Below are 24,185 nucleotides of genomic sequence, written 5' to 3' on the forward strand. Positions count from 1 at the left end.
GTCTTTAATGATTGCTTGTTTTTTAATCAGTCTTTTTCTCTTTCAAAACCACATAGGAAACTATCGTTTTAACCATTTCACTTTTAGAACTGTTAAACTCATAAAAATCCGAAAACCCAAAAACAGTTCCATCTTCCATCAGCATTTCACCATGAACAGCGGCTTCTTTTCCGTGAGTAAGGATACTTTCTATTGTTAAGGTTTTAGCTTTGTTATCACTCATTTTTTCTAATGCTTCCGCAAATTGTGCTTTGCCTATAATAGGCGCTTCGCCAACCAAAGTCCATGAAATATTACTATCCATAAAGTTCATGGCTTTAGGGATATCATACGAAGCAAAAGCAATGGTGAGTTGTTTAACCAGTTCTTTTTTTGGAGCATTAGCACAGTTGGGTTTAATATTCAGTTTCATAGTCTTTGAAAGTTGGTTTTATCTATCAAATATAAAAAAATCCTGCCTCATTTCTGAAACAGGATTTCAACTTAAATAATCCATAATTCGTAATTCCTAATTAACACTAAGCACTTCGCTCTTGCTCACTAGCAGCTTTCAGAGTAATATTAAAATCAACCCTCAAACCAGGAGTAATCGCCAGAAACACCTTCTCCGAAGTATAACCATCACGCTTAAACACTACTGGCCAAAAACCGCCTTCAACACCTTTAAACTGATAATTACCTTTCGCCGTCGTTTTAGTCGAAATCAAGCTCGATGCCTCGATGGCAACAATCACTTTGTCTATCGGTTGTCCCAGCTCATCAGTAACAACACCACGCAGCGAAAGCTTTCTACTACCAGTATCAACAATCCTTCTGCTGCCAAAATAGTCACTATAAAAAGTCGGCTCACTAAAGCGCACCATCGTCACCAGCTTGTCAATTCTAAACAACAATTCCGAACACTCTTCAAACAACAAAGCAATCTGCTCAGTAATAGTTTTTCTCGTAACAATCCCTTGTCTCGGCTTCGGCATAGCAGTATTAAACTCAATAATAGCATCCTTCAACTTCCCAAGCGACTCCGCAGTAACACCATAATCAGCCAGTTCAGTCAATAACGGAAAGGCAATTTCATGAATACTCTGGCAAGTATCCGCAACATCCGTGTCACGCATACGCTCTAAATCCGAGTACACATAAGTAACCTCCATTTCCAGCACCTCATTGCTCTCCGCAATGGCATACGCACACACAGCCGCAGCCGTTTCAAAACCCTTTTGAGTCATCTCAACTCTGATTTCCTCTTTGGTCATCCGGTTCCCCGAACGGTTCAACATCTGTCCGTTCTTAAAATTTCTAAGTGTTTCCACTTTTGCTCTCAGTGCCGCAGTAACGGTCACTATTTGTGGCATTCTGTCAAGAATCGCCGTGTCAGTATGCTCTAATAAGTCAACTGTCACAATTTGCATGGACAATACGTCCTCTTGCCTTGCATCCATAGTTAATGAATTTAAGTTAATAATAAATTTAAGGGCATGCACTCGTCTAATTCTGAGTGCATTACAAAGCTATTGAGGAAAATTTTTCAGAATCAAAAAAAATTAAGAAAATTCGATGAAATACATCATTTTAAACAAAAATAATATAATATACTTACAGATTATATCGATAAAATGTTCTTTTTAATCGATAAAATGAATTAATAAAACATTTAAATCAGAAAAATAAACATCACTTTTTTAACCTACAGAGAATAGCTTAATTTAATGCCTTTAAAATTGCATTATAAATAATTTATGAAAGAAATAATTCTAATAACAGAAAAATTAAAAAACAAATGTAATCTTCAAGAAGATAAATTTATACAGAAAAAGAGAAAACAATTAATATAAAAAAGCGAAAAGCTGGCGCCTTCCGCTTAGTAAAATTTCTATTAATATTAAGGGTTAATATTAGCTGTAAATATAGGAAAAGTTCTTATTCTACAAACTTTTTTAAAAACATTTTCATCATAAAAATCCAGTATCAAACCCTAAACCTCAAATCATTTTTCATCACCCAAGCAAACTTGCCCATAACGTTTCGCCGCTAACCGACTGTTGCGAAGCCAGCGAACTGCGTACTGTCTGCTAAGATAATAGTTTTACGTGAAAAACAGACGTGAAACCACGAAAATCGAGCAATAGCGGTTAACGGCTGTTAGTAGAGGTTTTTTTAACTCCAACTCATTCGGATTGTCACCATACCTTTTTCAACGGTTACATTTTCACCAAATGATTCTTTTTCTCCCGGATAAATGTCAAATATTTTTCGTTCGCCTTTCACTTTTGGTAAATTATCTTTGAGTCGTTTACTCTTCGAAATCCAACTGTTAATCTCGCTTTGATTTGCTTTAAATTGTATTTTAAAACTTCTGGTGAAAATACCGCCGTCTTTTTCAACTGTTAAATTTTCAGTTACTTTAGGTAACTCTGCTAATCCGCCCCAATTTAAAGTCGTCTGAATAGCTTCCATTTTCTGCCAAGGAAAAACAAAACTTGAGAAAAAATTCAAGTATGCGAACAATAAAAAAGCAAATAGGAGTGAACCAATTATTTTGATTTTCGTCTTCATTTCAGTTAGTTTCCCAAGCGTGATTTAAAAACCTCTACTAACGGTCTCGGCTATGCGTAGTGCGGGATTTCAAGGTACTTCACTTTCGGTTTGGCACGGACGATAGCCAAAGCTACGCTTTGTGTTTTAACTTATTTCCTCTAAAACGTCAAAGCGTAGCTTTGGCGGAATAGAAGCACCGAACTTTCGGCTGGTACTTTCGCCCGCATTACGTATAGCCAATGTTGTATGCCGTATTTTTTCATTCTTTTTCCATTTGTGAACTTATAAAAGGTATTCTTGGTGCTAAAAAATAGCCTGTTAAACTTGCGAATAAGATTGGGATAAAATGTCCAAACCCTGTCAATGTTGCAAGTAAAATGGTTGTACTCATCGGTGTCCGAGTTACGCAAGCGTTAATTGCTGCCATACAACTCACTATTGCTAATGTCAGATTTATTGTTGGGAATAGTTGATGAATAATTAGTCCTAAGGTTGCTCCCACAAAAAACAGAGGAATGATAAATCCACCTCTCCAACCTGATGTAACTGTTATTGAAATGGCTATAATCTTGAAAATCAAAATAGCAAACAATAAAGTCAATGGGAAATTCCCTGAAAGCAGTTCGTTAATTTCGTGATGTCCAAAGTATCTCGTTATTGGAAAGTAGAATGCAATTACTCCAAGTAAAATTCCTCCAATTAGCGTTTTGATATAAATTGGAATTGGTTTTTTCTCAAATAATGATTTAAAAAATTTGGTGCAAAAAATAAAAGCCCACCCAAAAGTAGCTCCAACTACTGCAAATAGAACTGCATAACCAAAATCAAAAATCCCTGAATATTCATAAGCTGATAAGTCCCATATTGGGCCAAGTCCCAAATGAATGATTAATGCAAACATCAAGTAACTAAAACAACTTGCAACAAATGCAGGAATAATGGCTTTGTAATATTCAACTGCGTGTTTATGGTGAAGTATTTCTAATGAAAAAAGACTACCACCTAAAGGAGCACCAAATAATGCTGTGAATCCTGAAGCCATTCCTGCGATACTTAATGACCGTAATTCTTCTCCTTTAAGTCTTAACAATTTACCCAACCAAGTTCCTGTTGAGCCTGTCACTTGAACTAATGGTGCTTCGGGTCCAAGGCTTCCTCCTGACGCAACACATAATAATGAAGAGAGAACCATTGACGGATTGTTTTTAGGGTCAAGTTTTCCTTTGTTGAATCGAATGTTGTTTACGATTAAATGTATTTCTCCTGGGTCTCCAATGAAGTGAATTACCAAGCCTGCTAAAAGTCCGCAAATTGCCATTACAGGAATTACTTGCCAACCATTAAAAAAAGCTAATTGATGAGTCAGAAACTCAAGTCCAATCCAATAAATACCTGCAATTATTCCTCCAATTAATCCAAGTATAGCCCATAATAAAAAAGTCCGACTGAAAACGAACGGGTTAAATCGGACAGGTTGGTCTAAAATATTTAAATATGTTACTAATTTTCTTCTTCGTTTTAATTTCACTGTTTCGTTTCTGTTTTATATGGCATACAACGTTTTGGGGCTTGCTTTCAGTGGCGTTAATTAATCACTGACTATTACAAATATAAAAATAAGATTTAATTAGACAGCGTATATTCTAAATAATTCCCGAGCCAAGCCATTGAAGCAAACCGCTGTTGTAGGCAGTTATTTTATAACACTTCAGCTTCTCCAATCAAATTCGGTCCTTCATGAATCCACCAAACTTGACCTTTGTTTAGATATTTTTCGATTGGTTGATTAATTAAAAAACGAACCGTAACTTCTTTTTCTTCTCCTGGTTCAATAGTAGATTGTCCCTCGAAAATTATATCTCCAATGAATGTGTTATTTAGCTCTCCTTTTTTTCCATATTCAAAAACATGATTTGGTCTATAACCGCTTATAAATCCTGTCTTTCTTCCACCATCTTCTGTTCGTATTATTTTGATTTTGGCTTTGATTGGTATTAGTTCATTTGGATTTTCATATTCTAAGTCACGAATACTTGTTAAAGTATATTTATCATAAGCCATTTTATCAAAAACTTTTGATGCTCCAGTATTAAACCAACGTTTGTATATTAGATTTCCATTCATATACAAATACAATTCGTTATCTTTTATTTCCTTAAGGATTGCCATATGTTTGTCAGTTTCTATAATTGCCTACAACGTTTTCGGGCTTGGCGAAGGTGGCGATTTTCACCACAAATGTTGATGCGTAGAACCAAACTTTGATTTACCACGAATGTGTCTACGGAGCACTGAACCGCCACTTTAGCCAAACCCGTGTTGTGCGTTCGTTGATTTTTGTCCTTTTTAAATATTGAGCAATGATTGTTAATTGTCTAGTTTACTTTATCAAACCTGTGATGCATAAGTCTTGAATATCTTACATCAAAACCATCTACCTGTCCCTTTTTGTTTCGGGTGAAAGTTATTACCGTATATACAAAATATCCGCCCGTATCTGCCTGTAATAAAAAGCTGTTCTCTCCGTAAGGCTCTAACTTTACGTCTGATAGTGTGGGTCTTTTAACGATGAGTTGATCTTTTTCATCGAGTACAACACGGAAGTAATAATCGAGGTGTGGGCTGTAATATTTTCCAACAAATTGCTGAAGCTGTGGCTTGTTTATTTTCAGATTATTTTCATGTTGTCGGTAAACCTTGACCTCACCATTGGGCAACCATACCTTGAATTGCATAGTACTATCTGGGTTGAGTCCGGAAAAAATGATAGGAACATCCTCCTCCATATCTTTAAAATGGCCATTGCCAAATGCCGTCAGGGGAAAGGAAGCACCGGGTTGGTAATAGAACTGCAGACTATCGCCTTCTGCCTTAATATCGTAATAAGCGATCCTACTCACATGGCTGTTGTAGCCCTTTACGTTGTGTTCAAAATACCTGCCTGCGTATTTTTTCAATTCACTGTTAGGCAGCACCACGGCAGTTTCGGGAAACATTGGCCTCTCAGCTGAAGGAGCAGGTTTAGGTGGCAGCAAGCTATCCGTTAATTGCAACAACCCGGCAATACTGTTGCTACTGTTGCCCAGAGCAATTACTGCAATTCCCTGGGATGGTATCCGAACCATATAAAAACCATCATCTACACCGCCGTGAAAGACATAGGAGAGGGTGTCTCTTTTTCTCCATTCATGGCCAAAGGTATAGTGCTGTTCCGGCGCCATCACAGGAATTGATCTTGCATCCTGGTAAAGTCTTTCAAAGGCTTTTGCCAGTACAGAAGAGGAGTCTGCTGCTGCCAAAGCCCATTTTTCGAGGTCATTAGCAGTTGTTACAATGCGGTAATTGCCACCGGGTGAAGTTTTGTAAAACCTTGCTTTACGAAAGGGCCTGTTTCCATAATAACTTTCTGCAAAGCCAGGTATTACGGCCTCTATATCATCATTCATAAACGTGGCTGACATACCCAATGGGGCAAATAATTTATTTTTCAGGTAAACTGCAAGATTTTGTTTGGAAGCCATTTCCGCAATCATTCGCAGTAGGGCATAATCTGTATTGCAGTACATATAACCTTCGCCCGGCTGCACCTGTGGCTTGGGTTGGTTGTACAGCAATGTGAGCATTTGTTCCTTATCTACCCGGTTTCTCATGTCGGCATGCATGAGCAGTAGCAGCGACCATTCATCATCAAAGCCGCTACTGTGATTGAGTAAATCCTGAATGGTTACGTTCTTGCTCCATTCCGGTAATTTAGGCAGATAGCTTCTTACCTTGTCATCAAAGCGCAGGAGGCCTTCGGCTTCCATTATAGCGATACCGGCACTCATAAATTCCCTACCCATAGAATAAGTCAATCGAACGGGTGATTGGTGAGTAAATGGTATCGAATGTTCAAGATTCGCTAAGCCGTAATTTTTCTTTATAATTATTTTTCCATTTTGCAATACTGTAACAGCTACTCCAGGAGATTCATCTCGGTGCAATGGCTTAAATATGGTGTCTATAGTTTTTTCTATCCAAGAATTGTCAATTGTTTGAGCGACAATTTGCATGTTTAAGAAGCAAAGAACCGATATGAAAAATAGATGCTTCATTTATGTGTTATTTGTTGATGTTAAATCGCATTTGTTTTTATCAATGACGCACAACGTTCCCAGGCTTTGCGCTGTTGCGTAATTTCAAGACTGGCGTTAACAAATATACCGAAAACTTTGAAAGTAGAAACGTGAATAAAAAGAAAAAAGATAATCACCGAATTTTTCAAATAAAACCCAAGCCTAGCAATAGCGCAAAACCTGTGTTGGCGGTAGTTTTTTTATAAGCAGGTTGTTTTTTCAATTATTGTATTTCTCCAACCTTCTATTTTTCTTTGATTAGAATATCTAGAAGGTGTTTCTAACAAACAGAATCTTATACATTTCTTCACACAATGGTTTCTAATTTTAGAAATTTCATTTTCTATATTAGGTATCCCAATAAAAGTTTTACGTGTAAAATAAACGGCTTCTAAACTCTCTAAATTTTGAATTTCTACAATTATATCTTTCCATTCAATAACTAAAGAATCTATAAATGTATCTTTATAATTATTTTCTTGACCGATTGGAACATTAATTTTTTTAATCACATCAACGAAATCAATATTAAATTTTTTCATAAATTCAAATTTGTTTTCGAGTGGTGATTGTTTAAGGTCTTGATTATTTATTACTAATGGTAAAATTCGCCATAAGTAATTTCTACTTCTACCATAAAAAAAATCTGCTTCGTTAGATATATCAGGATGAAAAGTACCCAAAATTAATATTTTAGTTTGCTTACTTATTTCGTGATTTTCAAATTTATGTGTCATTTTTTTTCTTTATAAATCGGCAGTACAATTTGGACACTTTGATGCTAATCGAGGTATTTTCGTTAAGCAGTTTGGACAAATTCCAGCAACTAATTGAAGGTTTCTTTGATTATTCTTTTCTTGTTTCTTTTTTTGTTCAATTTCAGCTATATTTTCTTGCTTCAAATAATCGGATAAATTTTCACCTCCAAGTTTTGAATAGTTTTCGACTAGTCTGTCTTGAATTTCTACAAGCTTGTTTGTTGTTTTGATTTGGTTATTCAAGTAGTTGAATTCATTACGCTTTTTATTGATGTTTTCTAAATCAAAGTTTTTATAAATGTTAATTGACGAATTGATACTTTTTTCATCTGCAAGTGCTATAATTTCCATAACATACATTTCTCCTCTGGAAATTTTATATGGAAATGCTATCTCTTTTTCTTTTGTTTCCCAAAACTCAGTGTCATAAGCGTTAATTTTTTTCTCTATTATTTCGGATAAATAAAAAGAAACAGAACTACTATTTTGACTGTTATTTTTTATAATTTCTTTTCCAAGAGTGATTAAACTGTTATAAAAGGTTCTTTCTAATGTTCTGTTTTTAGCATTTATTTTAGCGTATACAAAGCAGATTAAAATAATAAATACAAAACCAAGTATTGGAATTATGTTACTTAAAAAATCATTATCAAATTTGACAAAAAATATTATAAATAAAATTATTAATGAACTAACTACTGAAGCATATATGTAATTGAATCTGTAAAAATTAGATTCTTTTAATTCATATTTTAAGATTTGTTCTTCGGTCATAGAATTTTCTTTTTATAATCTGAGGTAAAATTACCGCCAACTTGTATATAGGCGCAACAAAGTTTCGTCTATACACCCAAAATTGGGTAGATTGGCGAAACTTTGTCTCGCTTTGTATTTCAAAAATAATTAAAATTTTATTACAAATCATCAAAAGGACTTTTAATTTGTTGAATACTTTTCGTACTTACGTGCGTATAGATTTCAGTAGTCTTACTGCTGTTATGTCCCAAGAGTTCTTGTATGTATCTTAAATCGGTACCACTTTCCAATAAATGCGTAGCATAACTATGCCGTAGCCAATGTAGCGTTACAGGTTTTGTAATACGAGCCTTTTGCAAAGCTTGTTTTAAAACCATTTGTAAACTTCTAGAATCATACGGATTACCTGCTGTTTGTCCTTCAAATAAGTAGGTAGTAGGTTTGTATAATTTATAATATTCTCTAAGCATTTCTAATATTTTTGGACTAAGTGGTGCAATCCTATCTTTTTTACCCTTCGAGTTTTGAAGTAATACAATATTCCGTTTTGAGTCAATATGCAAAGGTTTCAAAGCCAACAATTCACCACACCGCAAACCACAACTATAAATCATGCTCAACATCATTTTATGTTTAACATTACTATGCGCTTCCAATATTGCTTTAACCTCCTCTTTACTCAAAACATTAGGTAATACTTTGGCGCGTTTTGGCCGATGAATTATATCAACATCAATTTTAGTGTTTCTTATAATAGAAAAAAACAATTTAATAGCGTTCACAATCTGATTTTGATAAGAAGCCGATAATCTATTTTTCAATATATACTGATTATTATATACAATAATATCCTCATTAGTGAGTTCAGCAATGCGCTTAGTATTATAAAACACTAAAAACGATTTCAGAGCATCACAATAGGTACTAATAGTATTCTCGCTATACCGTTTACTGCGCAAATACTGCCTAAATTTTTCAATAGCTTGTTGTCCTTCAGCATTGGGCCGTGTTGAAGTTATAGATGGTAATCCAAACAGTACCCGATAGGCTTCCGTGTCGGGAAGATGCCATTTACCCCGTAGGATAAAAAAATTGACGCATTCTATTTCTTAGATATATTTTACCATTACCCGATTTTAAATACTTTTCTCTCCGTGTAGCATCTTGTTGATGTAAACATCCTTCAAAATAAATTAGTTTTAAAGGCAATCTATATTTGGTTGAATGAACTTTACCCAATTGATGTTCATCTAATCTTCTTTTTAAATCAGAAGTATAACCAGTATAAAACTGATTATCCTTTTCGCTTAATAATACATAAACATAATAATACATAGTTTTTATTTTTTTATCCAACGGGGTGAAGATTGACTCCAACGCGAACCTTCTAACTGTTTAATCCTACCAATCAATTCAGCATCCTTTTCAAAATACACCCCAATCCGTTTTTCACCTTTATAACTAATAATTCGAGCAGTCCATTTCATCACATAAATTTATAACACTAAATTACAACAAACCCTTTCAATAAAAAAAGGGGGATTTCCCCCTAATTTTCATAAATCTTAAAAAAATCAAAAAATTCACCAACAAAAACAAATAATAACTAAATTAGTAATGCAAAATCTCTTCGCATAAGCGAAAAATTTAAGTTAATACTCAGGTAAAAGCGGTAGCCACAAACTACCGCTTTTATTTTTTAAAACAAAAAAAACTAAAGCAAGGCAAAGCCATGCAACCTTTTACGCCAGTAGAAAAAACCCGCCCAATAAAAAAAACCAAAGCAAGGCAAAGCCTTGCCACCTTTTACGCAGAATAGACTGAAAAAGCTCTGAAAACAGGAGCAAAGCGACGCAGAGTTTTTCAGTCGGTTTTAAACAACGTTTAAAAATTCCTCGTAAAAGTGTCCTTTTTTTGATTCGTTTTTTTGGACAAGCAAAAAAATGAATATAAAACCTGAGCCAAAGCAAACTGAGCGAAGCTAAATGAATAAAAAGAAATTACCACCACTTCTAAACTTCTAAACTTTTAAACCCATAAACTCATAACCAAAACAAAAACTCCCATCGCTTCAAACGCTGCTCTCATCTCTTCAAACGCTACTCTCATCACTTCAACGCAATTCTCCATCACTTCAACCGCTTCTCTCGTCGTTTCAAACGCCATACACATCCCTTCAAACGCCGCTCTCATCTCTTCAAACGCCGCTCTCGTCTCTTCAAACGCTGCTCTCATCGCTTCAAACGCAACTCTCATCGCTTCAAACGCATCTCTCGTCGCTTCAAACGCCATCTACATCGCTTCAAAAACCACCAACAAAACCCCAACAAACCCTTACCAAGCCACATAAAACACCCAATCACAAGCAATAAACATCAAACCATAAACAAAAAACATTTATCTTTGCACAACAAAACGGCTAAGCATGTTAACCACAACAATACAATCAGAATTAGAAACCTACTTCGATAAATTTCGCCAAAACATCATCGGCATCAACCAAGAATTCCAATCACCATTCGGCAACCAGAAAATAATCTACACCGACTGGACAGCAAGTGGCCGTTTATACCGCCCAATAGAGGAGAAGATGATTAATATCTTCGGACCATTCGTGGCAAACACACATACCGAAACCACCATTTCAGGAACCGCCATGACAATGGCCTACCACGAAGCCCGAAACATCATCAAGCGCCATGTAAACGCCAACGACAATGATGTACTGATTACCGACGGCACCGGAATGACCGGCGTAGTCAATAAACTGCAACGCATACTCGGTTTAAGAGTATCCGAGAACCTCAAGGAGTTCACCAACATTCCCGAAGCCATCAAACCCATCGTGTTTATTTCACACATGGAGCATCATTCCAACCAAACCTCGTGGTTAGAAACCATCGCCGACGTTGAAGTGATAGATTGCAACGAAGAAGGACTCTTCTGCCTCGAAAATTTTAAAACCACACTCAATAAATACAAAAACCGCAGCTTTAAGATAGCCTCAATCACTTCCTGTTCAAACGTAACCGGAATTCAAACGCCATACCACGAAGTCGCAAAAATAATGCACCAAAATAACGGCGTGTGCTTCGTCGATTTTGCCTGCTCCGGACCATATGTAGACATCAACATGCATCCCGATAACGAAAGCTACCTCGATGCAATATTCTTTTCACCTCATAAATTCTTGGGCGGACCTGGTACAACAGGAGTACTGCTCTTCAATAAAAATCTCTACAAGAATAATATCCCCGATTGTCCCGGTGGAGGAACCGTCAGCTGGACTAATCCGTGGGGCGAACACAAATATATAGACAACATCGAAGACCGCGAAGACGGTGGCACACCTGGGTTTCTACAAGTCATCAAAACAGCACTTGCCATACAGCTTAAAGAAGAAATGGGTGTCAACAACATCATCAACCGCGAGCACGAAATCGTAGAATACGTCTTCAGTCGTTTAAACAATATCAATAACATAAACATACTCGCAGGTCAGCATCAAGACCGTTTGGGTGTAATTTCATTCTACATCAATGATTTGCATTTCAACCTCGGTGTAAAAATCCTGAACGACAAATTTGGAATACAAACCCGCGGCGGATGCAGCTGCGCCGGAACCTATGGGCATTACTTACTGCATGTAGACCAGGAAACATCCCATGATTTAGTATCTCAGATCTCTCTAGGCGAACTCCTCAAGAAACCAGGATGGATTCGCATGTCTATTCACCCAACAACCACCAACCGCGAGATAGAATACGTCTGCGATAGCATCATTGCCTTAGCGCAAAACCACGAAGAGTGGAGCAAAGACTATAACTACGACGCCAAGAGCAACAACTTTTATCATAAAAACGACCAGCTACTCGAAAAGAACATGGTTAAAGACTGGTTTAAATCATAATTCGTTACTATGGATAACATCATTCTGTATGCAATCATTGCAATCAACGTTATTGTGAGTTTTAAAGGCTTTGAAGACCAGTATTTCTTCAGAAAATATCAGTTCCACGTAGGCAGTATTCGTGCCGGCGAACAATATAGAATGGTAACCTCGGGTTTTCTTCACGCCGACATCATGCATTTGGCCTTCAACATGATTACGCTCTATTTCTTTGCGCCTATAGTGTCGGTTTCATTAAGTAATTTTACGCTGGTACTCGTTTATTTTGCAAGTCTCATCTGCGGCAGTTTGCTCACCATGGTTTTCCACGGCAACGAGTACTCTTATAGTGCTGTAGGAGCTTCTGGAGCAGTAACCGGAGTGTTGTATTCGGCTATTTTAATGTATCCAGACATGGAGATAGGTATTTTTGGAGTTATCCCAATGCCTGCCTACCTATTCGGAATCGGTTATTTGCTCTATTCCATCTACGGAATGAAATCGCGCACTGATAATATCGGGCACACCGCACACATTGGTGGCGCCATAGGAGGTTATGTTATTACTTTGTTAAAAGTACCCATGCTTATTCAGGATAATACGCTGATGGTAATCTTATTAGCAGTGCCCATTATCATTTTATTCATCATGGCCAAGTCTGGGAAGTTGTAAATGGCACAACTTTTGTCTACTTTTAATAAATCAATTAAAAAAGATATTAGTATGAAAAAGTCAGTTATCCTAGCGATGATGTTCTTCACTGTTTTTGCCTTTGCACAAGACGGTAAGACGCAAGTTCCACAAATCACAGTAACCGGAGAAGGAAAAGTAAAAGTAACTCCCGATAGAGCTATCGTGAACGTTGGTGTTCAAAACTCAGGCAAAGATGCTAAGGAAGTAAAAACCCTTAACGATGAAACCGTAGACAAGGTTATTAAGTTCCTGAAGAAAAGCGGAATTAACCCTGCAGATTATAAAACAAACAACGTAAGCCTTAATAAAAACTACGACTACGAGAAAAAGAAATATTTCTTTCAGGCAAATCAATCCATCAGCATTACATTAAAAGACTTGTCTAAATATGATGAAATCATGATGGGATTAAACGATGCTGGTATCAACTCAATACAAGGTGTAGAGTTCAAATCGTCTAAGATGGAAGAATTAGAAAGAGACGCACGAAGAAAAGCAATGCTTAATGCAAAACAAAAAGCCGAAGACTATGTTACAGTCTTAAACCAAAAGATTGGAAAGGCGCTTTTAATCTCTGATAACTCACAAGTGTTCTATCCACAACCGATGTACAAGAACAGTATGATGACTATGGCTGCTGATATGGCTATGCCAGAAAGAGAAACGTTAGCCATTGGTGAAATAGAAATCAATGCCAACGTTACAGTTACCTTTGTCTTGGATTAAAAACAATCAACATAGCTTGTAATAAAAAATCTCCTTCATTGAAGGAGATTTTTTTTATTCTTTAGGCAAATCGGCACCAACAGGAATGCTACAAACATGACCTTCCTGACCATGCGGAGGATTTTTCCCTGGTTCAGTAACCACCGCAGTAGTTTCCGCAGTAGCCGGACTAGCAGCAGGAGTTGTGGTAAACATGCTTGGGTCTAAATGTTTTGCAGTAGCAGTTCCCATAGTTGCTGGTTTAGCACCTGGAGGCGAACTTAAAGGAGCACCAACCTGAATATCACAACGGTGACCTGGTTGCCCATGCGGTGGATTCATACCTGGCTTGGTTACTACTTGATTCTGAGCAACAGGTTGCGGAGCAGGAGTAACAGTTTGTTGTGGTTGTTGAACCGTTTGTTGTGGAGTAACATAACTACCCGTAGGGATAGGTTGTACTCTTGGTAAGATGATTTCTTTTGGAGTATCTGAAACAACAGCTTCTTCTTCCTTCTTACAAGAAATTAAAACTAGTGATAAGGCAAAAGCTGAGGCCAAAAATTTTATACTTGAATTCATAACAATTTTTTTAGAAAACCAAATATAGGTTTTATAATTAAAAGATAAAACTTAAACGGATGCTTTTTATGATATCTTGGAATTAATAAAATGATTTTTAACATTGAATATTTGGTAAGAAACAAGAACTAAATATGTTAAAAATTACATTATTATGAATTTATTACATCTAAAATTTGAAGATATAAAAATAAAATATATAGATTTGCGTAATCGATTGCACTAATTTGGAATTGATATCAAAATTATAAAGATTGAAAATAAAATTAACCCGATGAGAAAAATTATTTTAGGTTTTATTCTTCTAACTGTGACAGGTTTAACAGGTCAAAATATCAATATGTCGGCACCTGAAGGATTTGGAGCAGCTGCAACTGGTGGTGGAAATGGAACCCCAGTTACAGTAACAACCTATACCGCTTTTAAAAATGCGCTTCAATCAACAACTGCAGCTAATAGGGTAATTTTAGTTTCGGGTACCATAGACTGTATTTATACAAGTGTGACCTTAAACAATAAAACAATAATTGGATTGCCAGGAGCAAGATTAAGAAATACTCAAATTACTGTTGGAAATTCCACAACTTCTGCTAACAATTCAGGAATTTTAAATATCAAGCCAGGTTCCAATAATGTAATTATCAGAAATTTAATTTTTGAAGGTCCAGGAGCTTATGATGTTGATGGTAGGGATAATTTAACCAATGAAGGAACAAATATTTGGGTAGATCATTGTGAGTTTCAAGATGGAATAGATGGTAATTTTGATAACAAAGGTTTAGGAGATAATGTAACTATTTCTTGGTGTAAATTTACCTATTTGAAACCTGCAGTTCCAGGTGGTTCAGGAGGTTCAAATGATCACCGTTTTTCAAATCTTGTCGGTTCTTCTTCAACGGATGCGCCTGCAGATGGACATTATAGTATTACATTTCAAAATTGCTATTGGGCAACAGGATGTAAAGAAAGAATGCCAAGAGCTAGAAATGCTGAACTTCACATTTTAAATTGTTATTACAACGTTCAAACTACAAGTTCTAGAGCTATTGGACTGGGAGGAGGAATTAATAACAGTACTTGTTATATTCAGAATACTCATTTTGCCAATGTATCAAGTGTTTATACTAGTTATGTTTCTACCGATGGAGGAACCGTTGGACTTTCTTTTACAGGTTGTTTGGGAACTTCATTGACTAATGTTGGGACTACTTTTTCACCACCAAGTTATACAACTTCGGCATTTCCAGTTGCAGATGTAGCTACTTATGTTCCAGATCCAACTTGTGGTGCTGGTGCTACCTTAAATGTTTCTGCAAGTGGAGTAATTACTGCTAATCCATGTGCAAATTTAGGAATGAATCAAGAAGTTTTAGATGAAGAAATTAAATTGTATCCAACCTTAATTGAGAATGTTCTGAATATTCAATTCCCTAGTTCGATAAATGGAAAAGTTGATATTGGAGTTTATGATATGTTTGGAAAACAAGTATATGCATCTTCAAAAAATATCGAAGCTAATGAAAACTTAGAATTAAACTTATTTGGATTAGCAAAAGGAGTTTATGTGTGTAAGATTCAAATTAATGGTAAGTCGAAAAATTTGAAATTTATCAAAAAGTAATTATAAATAGTTTAGACTTTTTAACCAATTTATACAAGCATCAGTCCAAAATTTGCTTGTATCTTTAACTCCTAATCCAAAACCGTGTCCTCCTTTTTCATAAAGATGAATTTCTGCAGGAACGTTATTCTTTTTTAAAGCAAGATAATAGTTTATGCTATTCTCAACAGGAACTGATTTATCATCTGTTGCGTGAACGATGAATGTGTTTGGTGTTTCATTGGTTACTGAAAGCTCAACAGAAAAAGTTTCAATTTCTTTCTTAGAAGGCTTGTTTCCCAATAAATTAGCTTGAGAACGCTTGTGTGTAATTTCGTTTTTCATGGAAATCACAGGATAAATTAATAGAGAAAAATCTGGACGAGAACTAGCGGTATCACTTGTTGAATAAAAGTTTTCATTAAATCGAGTAGATAAAGATGCTGCTAAATGTCCGCCTGCAGAGAAACCAATAACACCAATTTTATTGATTTTCCATTCAAGTGCATTTCTTCGAATTATTCTAATTGCTTCTTGAGCATCTTGTAATGGACCAATGCTCTTATCTTTCATGATTTTATCGCTTGGCAAGCGGTATTTTAATACAAAAGCAGTTATTCCTAATGAATTCAACCATTTTGCTACTTTTTCACCTTCTTTACACATTGATAAATGTTCATAACCACCACCAGGAAAAATTAGAATCGAAGTTCCATTGGCTTTTTCAGGAAAATAAATTGTAAGAGTTGGAACTGATACATTGCTAGTTTTTTGAAATATACTGTCTTTATAAATTTGATTTTCTGTATATTGTGGGTTTATTATTTCATTTGGAATAACATCTTTCCAAACTGGAATAATTTTAACTTGAGATTGCATATTTATAGCAAAACTTATTGATAAAAAGAATGTTATAAAACGGAGTGAATATATGTTAGTTGACTTACTTTGCAAAACTTGATTTTTTTATAAATATATAATAATGAGGCTATTTTTTTATGAATTGTATTTTTTTTTGCAATAAATTTAAAATTATTATTAAATTATTTATGATATAAATATAATTAAATTTATATTTGTGCAATCGATTACATTGATTGAACGAATAGCTATTAAAAAACCACAAACAAAAATATAAACTGAAATGAAAGAATCAAGCAAAGTTGTTGGAAATTATCGTTGGACAATTTGTTCTTTATTATTTTTTGCAACAACTATTAATTATTTAGACAGACAAGTACTTTCATTAACCTGGAAAGATTTTATTGCGCCTGAATTTCATTGGACAAATAATGATTATGGAAATATAACAGCATTGTTTTCAATATTTTATGCTATTTCATTATTGTTTGCAGGAAGATTTGTGGATTTAATGGATACAAAAAAAGGGTTTCTTTGGGCTATTGGAATTTGGTCTGTCGGTGCTTGCTTGCATGCATTTTGTGGAATAGCAACTTCAGGAATAATTACTGGTGATTGGTTTGTGAGTTTTGGTGGTGCAAAAGAAATTATTAATACAGTTGATGATACCGCTTTGGTAATTTCTGTTAGTGTTACTCTATTCATATTTGCGCGTTTTATTTTAGCAGTTGGTGAAGCTGGAAACTTTCCTGCAGCAATTAAAACAACAGCTGAATATTTTCCAAAGAAAGACAGAGCTTTTTCAACAAGTATTTTTAATGCTGGAGCAACAGTTGGTGCGTTATTGGCGCCATTGACAATTCCATTTATTGCTAAAGCATATGGATGGGAAATGGCATTTATCATTATTGGAGCTTTAGGGTTTGTTTGGATGGGATTTTGGGTTTTTATGTATGATAAGCCTGAAAAACATAAAAAAGTTAGTGCTTCAGAATTAGAATATATACAGCAAGATATTATTGCCGACAGTAAAATTGTTGGTTATGTTGCTGAAACAACAGATAAAGTTTCTTTTGCTGATTGTTTTAAATACAAACAAACTTGGGCTTTTGCTTTTGGGAAATTTATGACAGATGGTGTATGGTGGTTCTTTTTATTTTGGACACCAGCCTATTTAAGTTCGGTATACGGCATGGATTCTACTGAAGCAGCACTGCCTTTATTCGTTTTATACATGATTACATTATTGTCAATAATTGGAGGTTGGTTACCAACTTATTTTGTTGACAAAAAAGGAATGAATCCATACGAAGGAAGAATGAAAGCGATGTTGATTTTTGCATTTTTTCCACTATTAGCTTTAGTTGCGCAGCCATTAGGACATTATACTTATTGGATACCAGTTCTTATTATTGGTATTGCTGGTGCAGCACACCAAGCTTGGTCAGCAAATATTTTTACAACTGTTGGAGATATGTTTCCTAAAAAAGCTATTGCAACCATTACAGGTATTGGTGGATTAGCTGGTGGAATTGGATCAACGTTAATCAATAAAGGTTCTGGAGTTTTATTTGATTACAGTAAAGATACCGATATGTCTTTCATGGGCTTTCACGGAATTGAAGCTGGTTATTTCATTATTTTCTCCATTTGTGCAGTATGTTATATCATCGGATGGAGTGTTATGAAAACTTTAGTGCCTAAATACAGCCCGATTACAGATTTATAAAAATTAGAAATACATTACAATGACAAATTACACTTCAAGATACGCCTCGAGTCCTCAAGCTGTAAAAAAGTATGATACTAAACAATTAAGAGATGAATTCTTAATTGATAACCTAATGGAAGAAGGAAAAATAAACTTAACCTATTCTCATTACGACCGATATATTGTGGGTTCTGCGGTTCCTGTAACTCCTTTGACTTTAGAAACTATTGATGCACTAAAATCAAGTTACTTTTTAGAACGTCGTGAAATGGGTATCATCAATGTTGGCGAAAAAGGAACTGTTGTCGTTGATGGAACTGCATACGAATTAGGTCATAAAGATGCACTTTACATAGGAAGTGGTAACAAAGAAGTTATATTTAAAAGTGATGATGCCAAAAATCCTGCAAAATTTTATATCAACTCTGCTCCAGCTCATACAAATCATCCAACAAAAAAGGTAGGTTTAGCAGAAGCAAATAAGTTAGAATTAGGTTCTATGGAAACGGCAAATCATCGAACAGTGAACCAAATGATTATTGGCGGAATCGTTACCACTTGTCAATTACAAATGGGAATGACCGAATTAAAACCAGGAAGCGTTTGGAATACCATGCCAGCTCACGTACATGACAGAAGAATGGAAGTGTACTTCTATTTAGATATTCCAGAAAATCAAGCAGTTTGTCATTTTATGGGTGAACCACAAGAAACAAGACACATTTGGATGAACAATCATCAAGCGGTTATTTCTCCACCATGGTCTATTCATTCGGGTTCAGGAACTTCAAACTATACTTTTATTTGGGGAATGGCTGGTGAGAATTTAGATTATGGCGATATGGACGTTTGTAAAATAACCGATTTAAGATAAGGCATGAATTTATTTGATTTAAAAGGAAAAAGAGCGCTAATAACTGGTGGAACGCACGGTTTAGGACAAGCAATGGCCGAAGGTTTGGCGCAAGCTGGTGCTGAATTGGTAATTACCGGAACAACACCTTCTAAAATGGAAGAAGCATTGTCTTATTATAAAAGCAAAGGTTACAAAGCATCGGGCTATTTATTTGATGTGACCAATGAAAATGCTGCACAAGAAAACATTGATTTGATTACAAAAGAATTGGGAGACATTCACATTCTGGTAAATAATGCTGGAATTATTAAAAGAGAACCAGCAATTTCAATGGCAGTTTCAGAATTCAGGCAAGTCATTGATGTTGATTTGGTTGGGCCTTTTATTATGTCACAATTAGTGGCAAAACAAATGATTGAACGTAAAGAAGGAAAGATTATAAATATCTGCTCAATGATGAGCGAATTAGGAAGAAATACAGTTTCGGCTTACGCTGCTGCCAAAGGTGGATTGAAAATGTTAACCAAAAATCTGGCGACAGAATGGGCTAAACACAACATTCAGGTAAACGGAATTGGACCAGGATATTTTGCTACTTCACAAACAGCTCCAATTAGAGTTGACGGACATCCATTCAATGATTTTATTATTAGTAGAACTCCGGCGGCACGTTGGGGTAATCCTGAAGATTTAGCTGGAGCAGCTGTTTTCTTGGCTTCAAAAGCTAGTGATTTTGTGAACGGACAAATTATATATGTTGATGGTGGAATTTTAGCCACCATCGGTAAACCTTCAAATGAAGAATAATATTTAGAAGAAATGAGTACAAGTTTTATACACGATAACTTTCTATTAGAAAATAAATACGCAGAAGAATTATATCATAATTATTCTAAAAACCAGCCTATCATTGATTATCACAATCATTTGTCGCCTCAGCATATTGCCGAAAACACCATTTTTGATAACATCACGAAAGTTTGGATCAATGGCGATCATTACAAATGGCGTGCGATGCGAACACTTGGAGTAAACGAACAGTTCATCACCGGAAATGCTTCCGATAAAGATAAATTTTTGCAATGGGGAAAAACGGTTCCCTATACGATGCGTAATCCTTTGTATCATTGGACACATTTAGAATTAGCGCGTTATTTTGATATCTATGATTTGTTAAATGAAAAATCAGCTGAATTTATTTACGAGCAAGCATCAGCAAAAGTAAATTCTGCAGCATATAGTACTCAAAATTTATTGAAGAAAGTAAATGCAGAATTGGTTTGTACCACCGAAGATCCAATCGATAATTTAGAGTTTCATCAACAATTGGCTAAAAGTGATTTTAGTGTAAAAGTAAGTACAGCTTTTAGACCAGACAAAGCTATTTTGATTAACAATGAAGGCTATAACGAATACATCAATACATTAGGCGAAGTCGCTGGAGTTGCTATAAATTCGTTAGTTGATTTATACGAAGCTCTAAAGAAAAGAATTCAATATTTTCATGATAATGGCAGCCGACTTTCAGACCATGGTTTAGAACATATTTACTTTGAAAACTTTACTGAAAGTGAAATCAATACTATTTTCAAAAAGAAAAGAGAAGGAAAAGAGGTTAGCCATGAAGAAGCATTAAAATTCCAAAGTGCGGTGTTATTGTTTTTATCTGAAACGTATCATGAATTTGGTTGGGTACAACAGTTTCACTTAGGTGCTTTACGTAACAATAATGCTCGTATGCACAGTATTCTCGGACCAGATACAGGTTGGGATTCTATTGGAGATTTTTCACAAGCTCAAAAACTATCAGCATTCTTAAATGCGTTAGATAGTAAAGATAAATTGACCAAAACCATTATTTACAACTTGAATCCTGCTGACAACGAAGTTATGGCAACGATGATTGGTAATTTTAATGATGGTAGCGTTAAAGGAAAAGTACAATTTGGTTCTGGTTGGTGGTTTTTGGACCAGAAAGACGGAATGACCAAACAATTAAATGCTTTATCCAATATGGGATTGATTAGTTGTTTTGTTGGGATGTTAACCGATTCTAGAAGTTTCTTATCGTTCCCAAGACACGAATATTTCAGAAGAATTTTGTGCAATCTTTTAGGAGATGAAATCAAAAGAGGTGAATTGCCAAATGATATGGAATGGATAGGAAAAATGGTTGCTGACATCAGTTACAATAATGCAAAAGAATATTTTAAATTCTAAAGAGATGATGGCAAGCGATGTTTTTTTCAAGTATCTAAAAACCGAATGGGAAACGGTTGATGATAAAATACAGCGACAAATCGTTGGTTTCGATGATAATGTCATGATGGTCAATGTACGATTTGAAAAAGGGGGAGTTGAACCATTACACAATCATCCTCATTCACAGGTTACTCACATATCTGAAGGAAGATTCGAAGTAACCATTGGAGATGAAACAACAATATTAGAAAAAGGAGATTCTTTTCATATTCCGTCCGAAGTTTTTCATGGTGTAGTTTGTCTAGAAGCCGGAATGTTGGTTGACGTTTTTAGTCCAATGAGAGAAGATTTTTTAAAATAATACTGAATAATGAATAAAGTAGTCACATTCGGAGAAATATTATTAAGGTTGTCGCCACCAAGTTATTTACGATTAACTCAGGCAACTTCCTTTGATTTATATTACGGATGTGCAGAAGCAAATGTTGCAGCATCATTGGCAAAATTTGGAATTCCGGTCAAATTTATCACAGCTGTTCCACCCAATGAATTGGGAGAATCTTCCATAAGCATGTTGCGTTCTTTTGGAGTTGAACCAATTGTAACTACACAAGGGAAACGATTGGGTATTTATTATTTTGAACAAGGTGCATCAGAAAGACCTGGAAAAGTAGTTTATGATCGCGAAGATTCTTCATTTTCGCTTTTAAGAAAAGGAATGATTGATTGGGAATCGATATTCAAAGATGCCCAATGGTTTCATTGGTCGGGAATCACGCCATCACTTTCTCAGGATTTGGCTGAATTGTGTGAAGAAGCTTTGATGGTAGCAGATAAAATGGGGTTGACGATTTCAGCTGATTTGAATTACAGACCAACACTTTGGAGGTATGGTAAAAAAGCCAATGAAGTAATGCCTAATTTGGTTAAATATTGTGATGTGTTATTAGGTGGTGCCGATGAAACTGAAAAAGTTTTAGGAATAGATTATAATGAAGACGATACGCAAGAAACTGTTTTTTCGAGTTGGATGAAAGCTTTTCCAAAGTTGAAAAATATTGTTACAACTCAAAGGATACAAGCTAATGCATCATCAAATGGTATAAGTGCTTCATTTTGGGATGGTAAAAACATGTTACAATCCAGAAAATACAATGTTTCGCATATTATTGATAGAATTGGAGCTGGAGATGCATTTATGGCAGGAATAATTTACGGATTATTGACATACAAAGAAGATTATCAAACAGTATTAGAATTCGCAGTGGCAGCAGCTTGTTTAAAACATTCCATTTCGGGTGATATTAATTTGGCAACCGTTAAAGAAGTAGAAGCATTGATGCAAGGTTTTGGTGGCGGAAGAGTTTCAAGATAAGAATAAAATAAATAGAATATAAAACAAAAATTTAAAAAGCAATGTCTAAAAAAGTAGTAACATTTGGTGAGATAATGTTAAGATTAGCACCACAAGGATTTTTAAGATTTTCACAAGCAGACAATTTTGATGTTGTATATGGAGGTGGAGAATCAAATGTAGCGGTTTCATTAGCTAATTATGGAATTCCGGTAGATTTTGTAACACGTTTACCAAAGAATGATATTGGAGAGTGTGCTATGATGGAAATGCGTAAAAGAGGAGTTGGTGTCGATAAAATTGTTTGGGGTGGAGAACGTTTAGGAATTTATTTTCTAGAAACAGGTGCCGTTAGCAGAGGAAGTAAAGTAGTTTATGACAGAGCTTATTCTTCAATGTCTACTATTCAGTCTGGTATGATCAACTGGGAAGAGGTATTTCAAGATGTTGAGTGGTTCCACTGGACCGGTATTACGCCTGCAATTTCTCAAAGTTCTGCTGATGTTTGTTTGGAAGCGGTGAAGGTAGCCAGCAAAATGGGAGTTACTATTTCAACCGATTTGAATTACCGTGCTAAGCTTTGGAAATACTGTGACGCTGCAAAAAGAGAAGAAATCATGACTGAATTGACTTCGTATTGTGATGTAGTTCTAGGAAATGAAGAAGATGCTGAAATGCACTTTGGTATCAAACCTGAAGGAGCAGCGGTACAAACTCATGGACATGATGTTAAAGCCGAAGCGTTCTTATCGGTTTGCCAACAAATGATGGAAAGATTCCCAAGAGCTAAAAAAGTAATTACAACATTACGTGGTTCAATTTCTGCTTCTCACAATACTTGGGCAGGAGTTTTATACGATGGAAAACAAATGTTACAAACCCGTCAATATCAAATTACAGATATCGTAGATAGAGTTGGTGGAGGTGATAGTTTTATGGGTGGATTAATCTACGGATTATTAACATATCCAGATGATGACCAAAACGCACTAGACTTTGCAGTAGCTGCTTCTTGCTTAAAACACACAATTAAAGGTGATGCTAACTTAGTAACAGTTGATGAAGTTCAAAAATTAATGGGAGGCGATGCTTCTGGTAGAGTGGCAAGATAATTATCATGATTGTAGATACACTAAATAACGGTTTAAAATACAGTAGTTTACATCCTTTGTTTGCCACAGCATTCGAATATCTTCAAGATAAAGATTTGAATTCTTTGGAAGATGGAAAACATGACATTGCTGAAGGTTTAAAATTGATTGTAAGCAACGGAAACGGAAAGACAGCTGAAACTAGCTTGGAAAAATTTGAATGTCATGACCAAAATATTGATATCCAAATCTGTGTAAATGGTTTAGAAACAATTGGTTGGAAACCAAGAGAAAAATGCAATATTCCAAACGGAGAGTACAATGATGAGAAAGATGTTCGCTTTTTCAATGATGAACCGGATATGTTTTTTCAGTTAACCAACAATCAGTTTGTCATTTTCTATCCGGAAGATGTACATGCGCCAATGATTGGCGATGGAGCAATTAAAAAATTAGTATTTAAAGTTAAAATTTAAA

25 protein-coding genes are annotated in these 24,185 nt (G+C 35.4%); 12 read left to right on the plus strand and 13 right to left on the minus strand.

From position 1 onward, the window contains the following. Positions 1-22: 22 nt before the first annotated feature. The 11 genes from RN605_RS00090 to RN605_RS00140 all read right to left on the minus strand — a co-directional run bounded on the left by RN605_RS00090 (position 23) and on the right by RN605_RS00140 (position 10,456). Positions 23-412, minus strand: coding sequence for a nuclear transport factor 2 family protein (locus RN605_RS00090; RefSeq protein WP_313325735.1), 390 nt, complete (start codon positions 410-412; stop codon positions 23-25). Positions 413-518: 106 nt separating this feature from the next. Then, positions 519-1,439, minus strand: coding sequence for a carboxypeptidase-like regulatory domain-containing protein (locus RN605_RS00095; RefSeq protein ID WP_313325737.1), 921 nt, complete (start codon positions 1,437-1,439; stop codon positions 519-521). A gap of 715 nt (positions 1,440-2,154) precedes the next feature. Continuing rightward, the gene (locus RN605_RS00100) at positions 2,155-2,553 is read right to left on the minus strand and encodes a hypothetical protein (protein ID WP_313325739.1); all 399 of its coding nucleotides are present in this window, start codon (positions 2,551-2,553) and stop codon (positions 2,155-2,157) included. A 241-nt stretch (positions 2,554-2,794) separates the two neighbouring features. Then, positions 2,795-4,063, minus strand: a complete 1,269-nt coding sequence (locus RN605_RS00105) for a chloride channel protein (RefSeq protein WP_313325740.1) — start codon at positions 4,061-4,063, stop codon at positions 2,795-2,797. Between the two features lie 170 nt (positions 4,064-4,233). Next, positions 4,234-4,704 carry a hypothetical protein gene (locus RN605_RS00110; protein WP_291283428.1) on the minus strand — a complete coding sequence of 157 codons (471 nt, stop codon included), beginning with the start codon at positions 4,702-4,704 and terminating at the stop codon, positions 4,234-4,236. A gap of 206 nt (positions 4,705-4,910) precedes the next feature. Then, positions 4,911-6,629, minus strand: a complete 1,719-nt coding sequence (locus tag RN605_RS00115) for a serine hydrolase domain-containing protein (protein ID WP_313325741.1) — start codon at positions 6,627-6,629, stop codon at positions 4,911-4,913. 221 nt (positions 6,630-6,850) lie between these two features. Continuing rightward, positions 6,851-7,387, minus strand: a complete 537-nt coding sequence (locus RN605_RS00120; RefSeq protein ID WP_313325743.1) for a uracil-DNA glycosylase family protein — start codon at positions 7,385-7,387, stop codon at positions 6,851-6,853. Positions 7,388-7,396: 9 nt separating this feature from the next. After that, on the minus strand, positions 7,397-8,182 hold the full coding sequence (locus RN605_RS00125; protein WP_313325745.1) for a hypothetical protein: 786 nt from the start codon (positions 8,180-8,182) through the stop codon (positions 7,397-7,399). Positions 8,183-8,322: 140 nt separating this feature from the next. Beyond that, positions 8,323-9,270: a tyrosine-type recombinase/integrase gene (locus RN605_RS00130; RefSeq protein ID WP_313356407.1), complete on the minus strand. Its 948-nt coding sequence runs from the start codon at positions 9,268-9,270 to the stop codon at positions 8,323-8,325. Next, positions 9,236-9,499: a GIY-YIG nuclease family protein gene (locus RN605_RS00135; RefSeq protein ID WP_313325748.1), complete on the minus strand. Its 264-nt coding sequence runs from the start codon at positions 9,497-9,499 to the stop codon at positions 9,236-9,238. The genes RN605_RS00130 and RN605_RS00135 overlap by 35 nt, the downstream gene beginning before the upstream one ends. A 693-nt stretch (positions 9,500-10,192) precedes the next feature. After that, the gene (locus RN605_RS00140; RefSeq protein ID WP_313325749.1) at positions 10,193-10,456 is read right to left on the minus strand and encodes a hypothetical protein; all 264 of its coding nucleotides are present in this window, start codon (positions 10,454-10,456) and stop codon (positions 10,193-10,195) included. A 133-nt stretch (positions 10,457-10,589) separates the two neighbouring features. On the opposite strand from RN605_RS00140, the gene RN605_RS00145 reads away from it, so the two are divergent. Genes RN605_RS00145 through RN605_RS00155 form a run of 3 tightly spaced genes read left to right on the plus strand, consistent with a single transcriptional unit; the run spans position 10,590 to position 13,472 of the window. Next, entirely contained in the window at positions 10,590-12,074 is a 1,485-nt protein-coding gene (locus tag RN605_RS00145) for an aminotransferase class V-fold PLP-dependent enzyme (protein ID WP_313325750.1), read from the plus strand. A gap of 9 nt (positions 12,075-12,083) precedes the next feature. Continuing rightward, the gene (locus RN605_RS00150) at positions 12,084-12,725 is read left to right on the plus strand and encodes a rhomboid family intramembrane serine protease (RefSeq protein WP_313325751.1); all 642 of its coding nucleotides are present in this window, start codon (positions 12,084-12,086) and stop codon (positions 12,723-12,725) included. A gap of 51 nt (positions 12,726-12,776) precedes the next feature. After that, a complete protein-coding gene (locus RN605_RS00155; RefSeq protein WP_313325752.1) occupies positions 12,777-13,472 on the plus strand; it encodes an SIMPL domain-containing protein in 696 nt (231 codons plus the stop codon). Positions 13,473-13,526: 54 nt separating this feature from the next. Here RN605_RS00155 and RN605_RS00160 read toward each other — a convergent pair whose 3' ends face one another. Beyond that, positions 13,527-14,033 (minus strand): hypothetical protein, encoded by a 507-nt coding sequence (locus tag RN605_RS00160; RefSeq protein WP_313325754.1) that lies wholly within the window; start codon positions 14,031-14,033, stop codon positions 13,527-13,529. Between the two features lie 274 nt (positions 14,034-14,307). On the opposite strand from RN605_RS00160, the gene RN605_RS00165 reads away from it, so the two are divergent. Continuing rightward, the gene (locus RN605_RS00165; protein ID WP_313321380.1) at positions 14,308-15,654 is read left to right on the plus strand and encodes a pectate lyase family protein; all 1,347 of its coding nucleotides are present in this window, start codon (positions 14,308-14,310) and stop codon (positions 15,652-15,654) included. Here the strand turns inward: RN605_RS00165 and RN605_RS00170 are convergent, their stop codons facing one another. Next, positions 15,655-16,512 (minus strand): alpha/beta hydrolase, encoded by an 858-nt coding sequence (locus RN605_RS00170; RefSeq protein ID WP_313321381.1) that lies wholly within the window; start codon positions 16,510-16,512, stop codon positions 15,655-15,657. 265 nt (positions 16,513-16,777) lie between these two features. Between RN605_RS00170 and RN605_RS00175 the strand changes: the two genes are divergently transcribed. Genes RN605_RS00175 through RN605_RS00210 form a run of 8 tightly spaced genes read left to right on the plus strand, consistent with a single transcriptional unit; the run spans position 16,778 to position 24,184 of the window. Further along, positions 16,778-18,223 (plus strand): MFS transporter, encoded by a 1,446-nt coding sequence (locus RN605_RS00175; protein WP_313321382.1) that lies wholly within the window; start codon positions 16,778-16,780, stop codon positions 18,221-18,223. A 19-nt stretch (positions 18,224-18,242) separates the two neighbouring features. Then, entirely contained in the window at positions 18,243-19,079 is an 837-nt protein-coding gene (gene kduI / locus RN605_RS00180; protein WP_313321383.1) for a 5-dehydro-4-deoxy-D-glucuronate isomerase, read from the plus strand. Between the two features lie 3 nt (positions 19,080-19,082). Further along, positions 19,083-19,868: a gluconate 5-dehydrogenase gene (locus RN605_RS00185; RefSeq protein WP_313321384.1), complete on the plus strand. Its 786-nt coding sequence runs from the start codon at positions 19,083-19,085 to the stop codon at positions 19,866-19,868. 12 nt (positions 19,869-19,880) lie between these two features. Then, positions 19,881-21,281, plus strand: coding sequence for a glucuronate isomerase (gene uxaC, locus RN605_RS00190; protein WP_313321385.1), 1,401 nt, complete (start codon positions 19,881-19,883; stop codon positions 21,279-21,281). Beyond that, positions 21,256-21,624 (plus strand): cupin domain-containing protein, encoded by a 369-nt coding sequence (locus tag RN605_RS00195; protein ID WP_313321386.1) that lies wholly within the window; start codon positions 21,256-21,258, stop codon positions 21,622-21,624. The genes uxaC and RN605_RS00195 overlap by 26 nt, the downstream gene beginning before the upstream one ends. 9 nt (positions 21,625-21,633) lie before the next feature. Continuing rightward, entirely contained in the window at positions 21,634-22,638 is a 1,005-nt protein-coding gene (locus RN605_RS00200; protein ID WP_313321387.1) for a sugar kinase, read from the plus strand. A gap of 41 nt (positions 22,639-22,679) precedes the next feature. After that, positions 22,680-23,729, plus strand: coding sequence for a sugar kinase (locus RN605_RS00205; RefSeq protein ID WP_313321388.1), 1,050 nt, complete (start codon positions 22,680-22,682; stop codon positions 23,727-23,729). 5 nt (positions 23,730-23,734) lie between these two features. Further along, positions 23,735-24,184, plus strand: a complete 450-nt coding sequence (locus tag RN605_RS00210) for a YhcH/YjgK/YiaL family protein (protein ID WP_313321389.1) — start codon at positions 23,735-23,737, stop codon at positions 24,182-24,184. Position 24,185 lies beyond the last annotated feature (1 nt).

Origin of the sequence: Flavobacterium sp. PMTSA4, assembly GCF_032098525.1 — a bacterium.
Taxonomy (GTDB): domain Bacteria; phylum Bacteroidota; class Bacteroidia; order Flavobacteriales; family Flavobacteriaceae; genus Flavobacterium; species Flavobacterium capsici.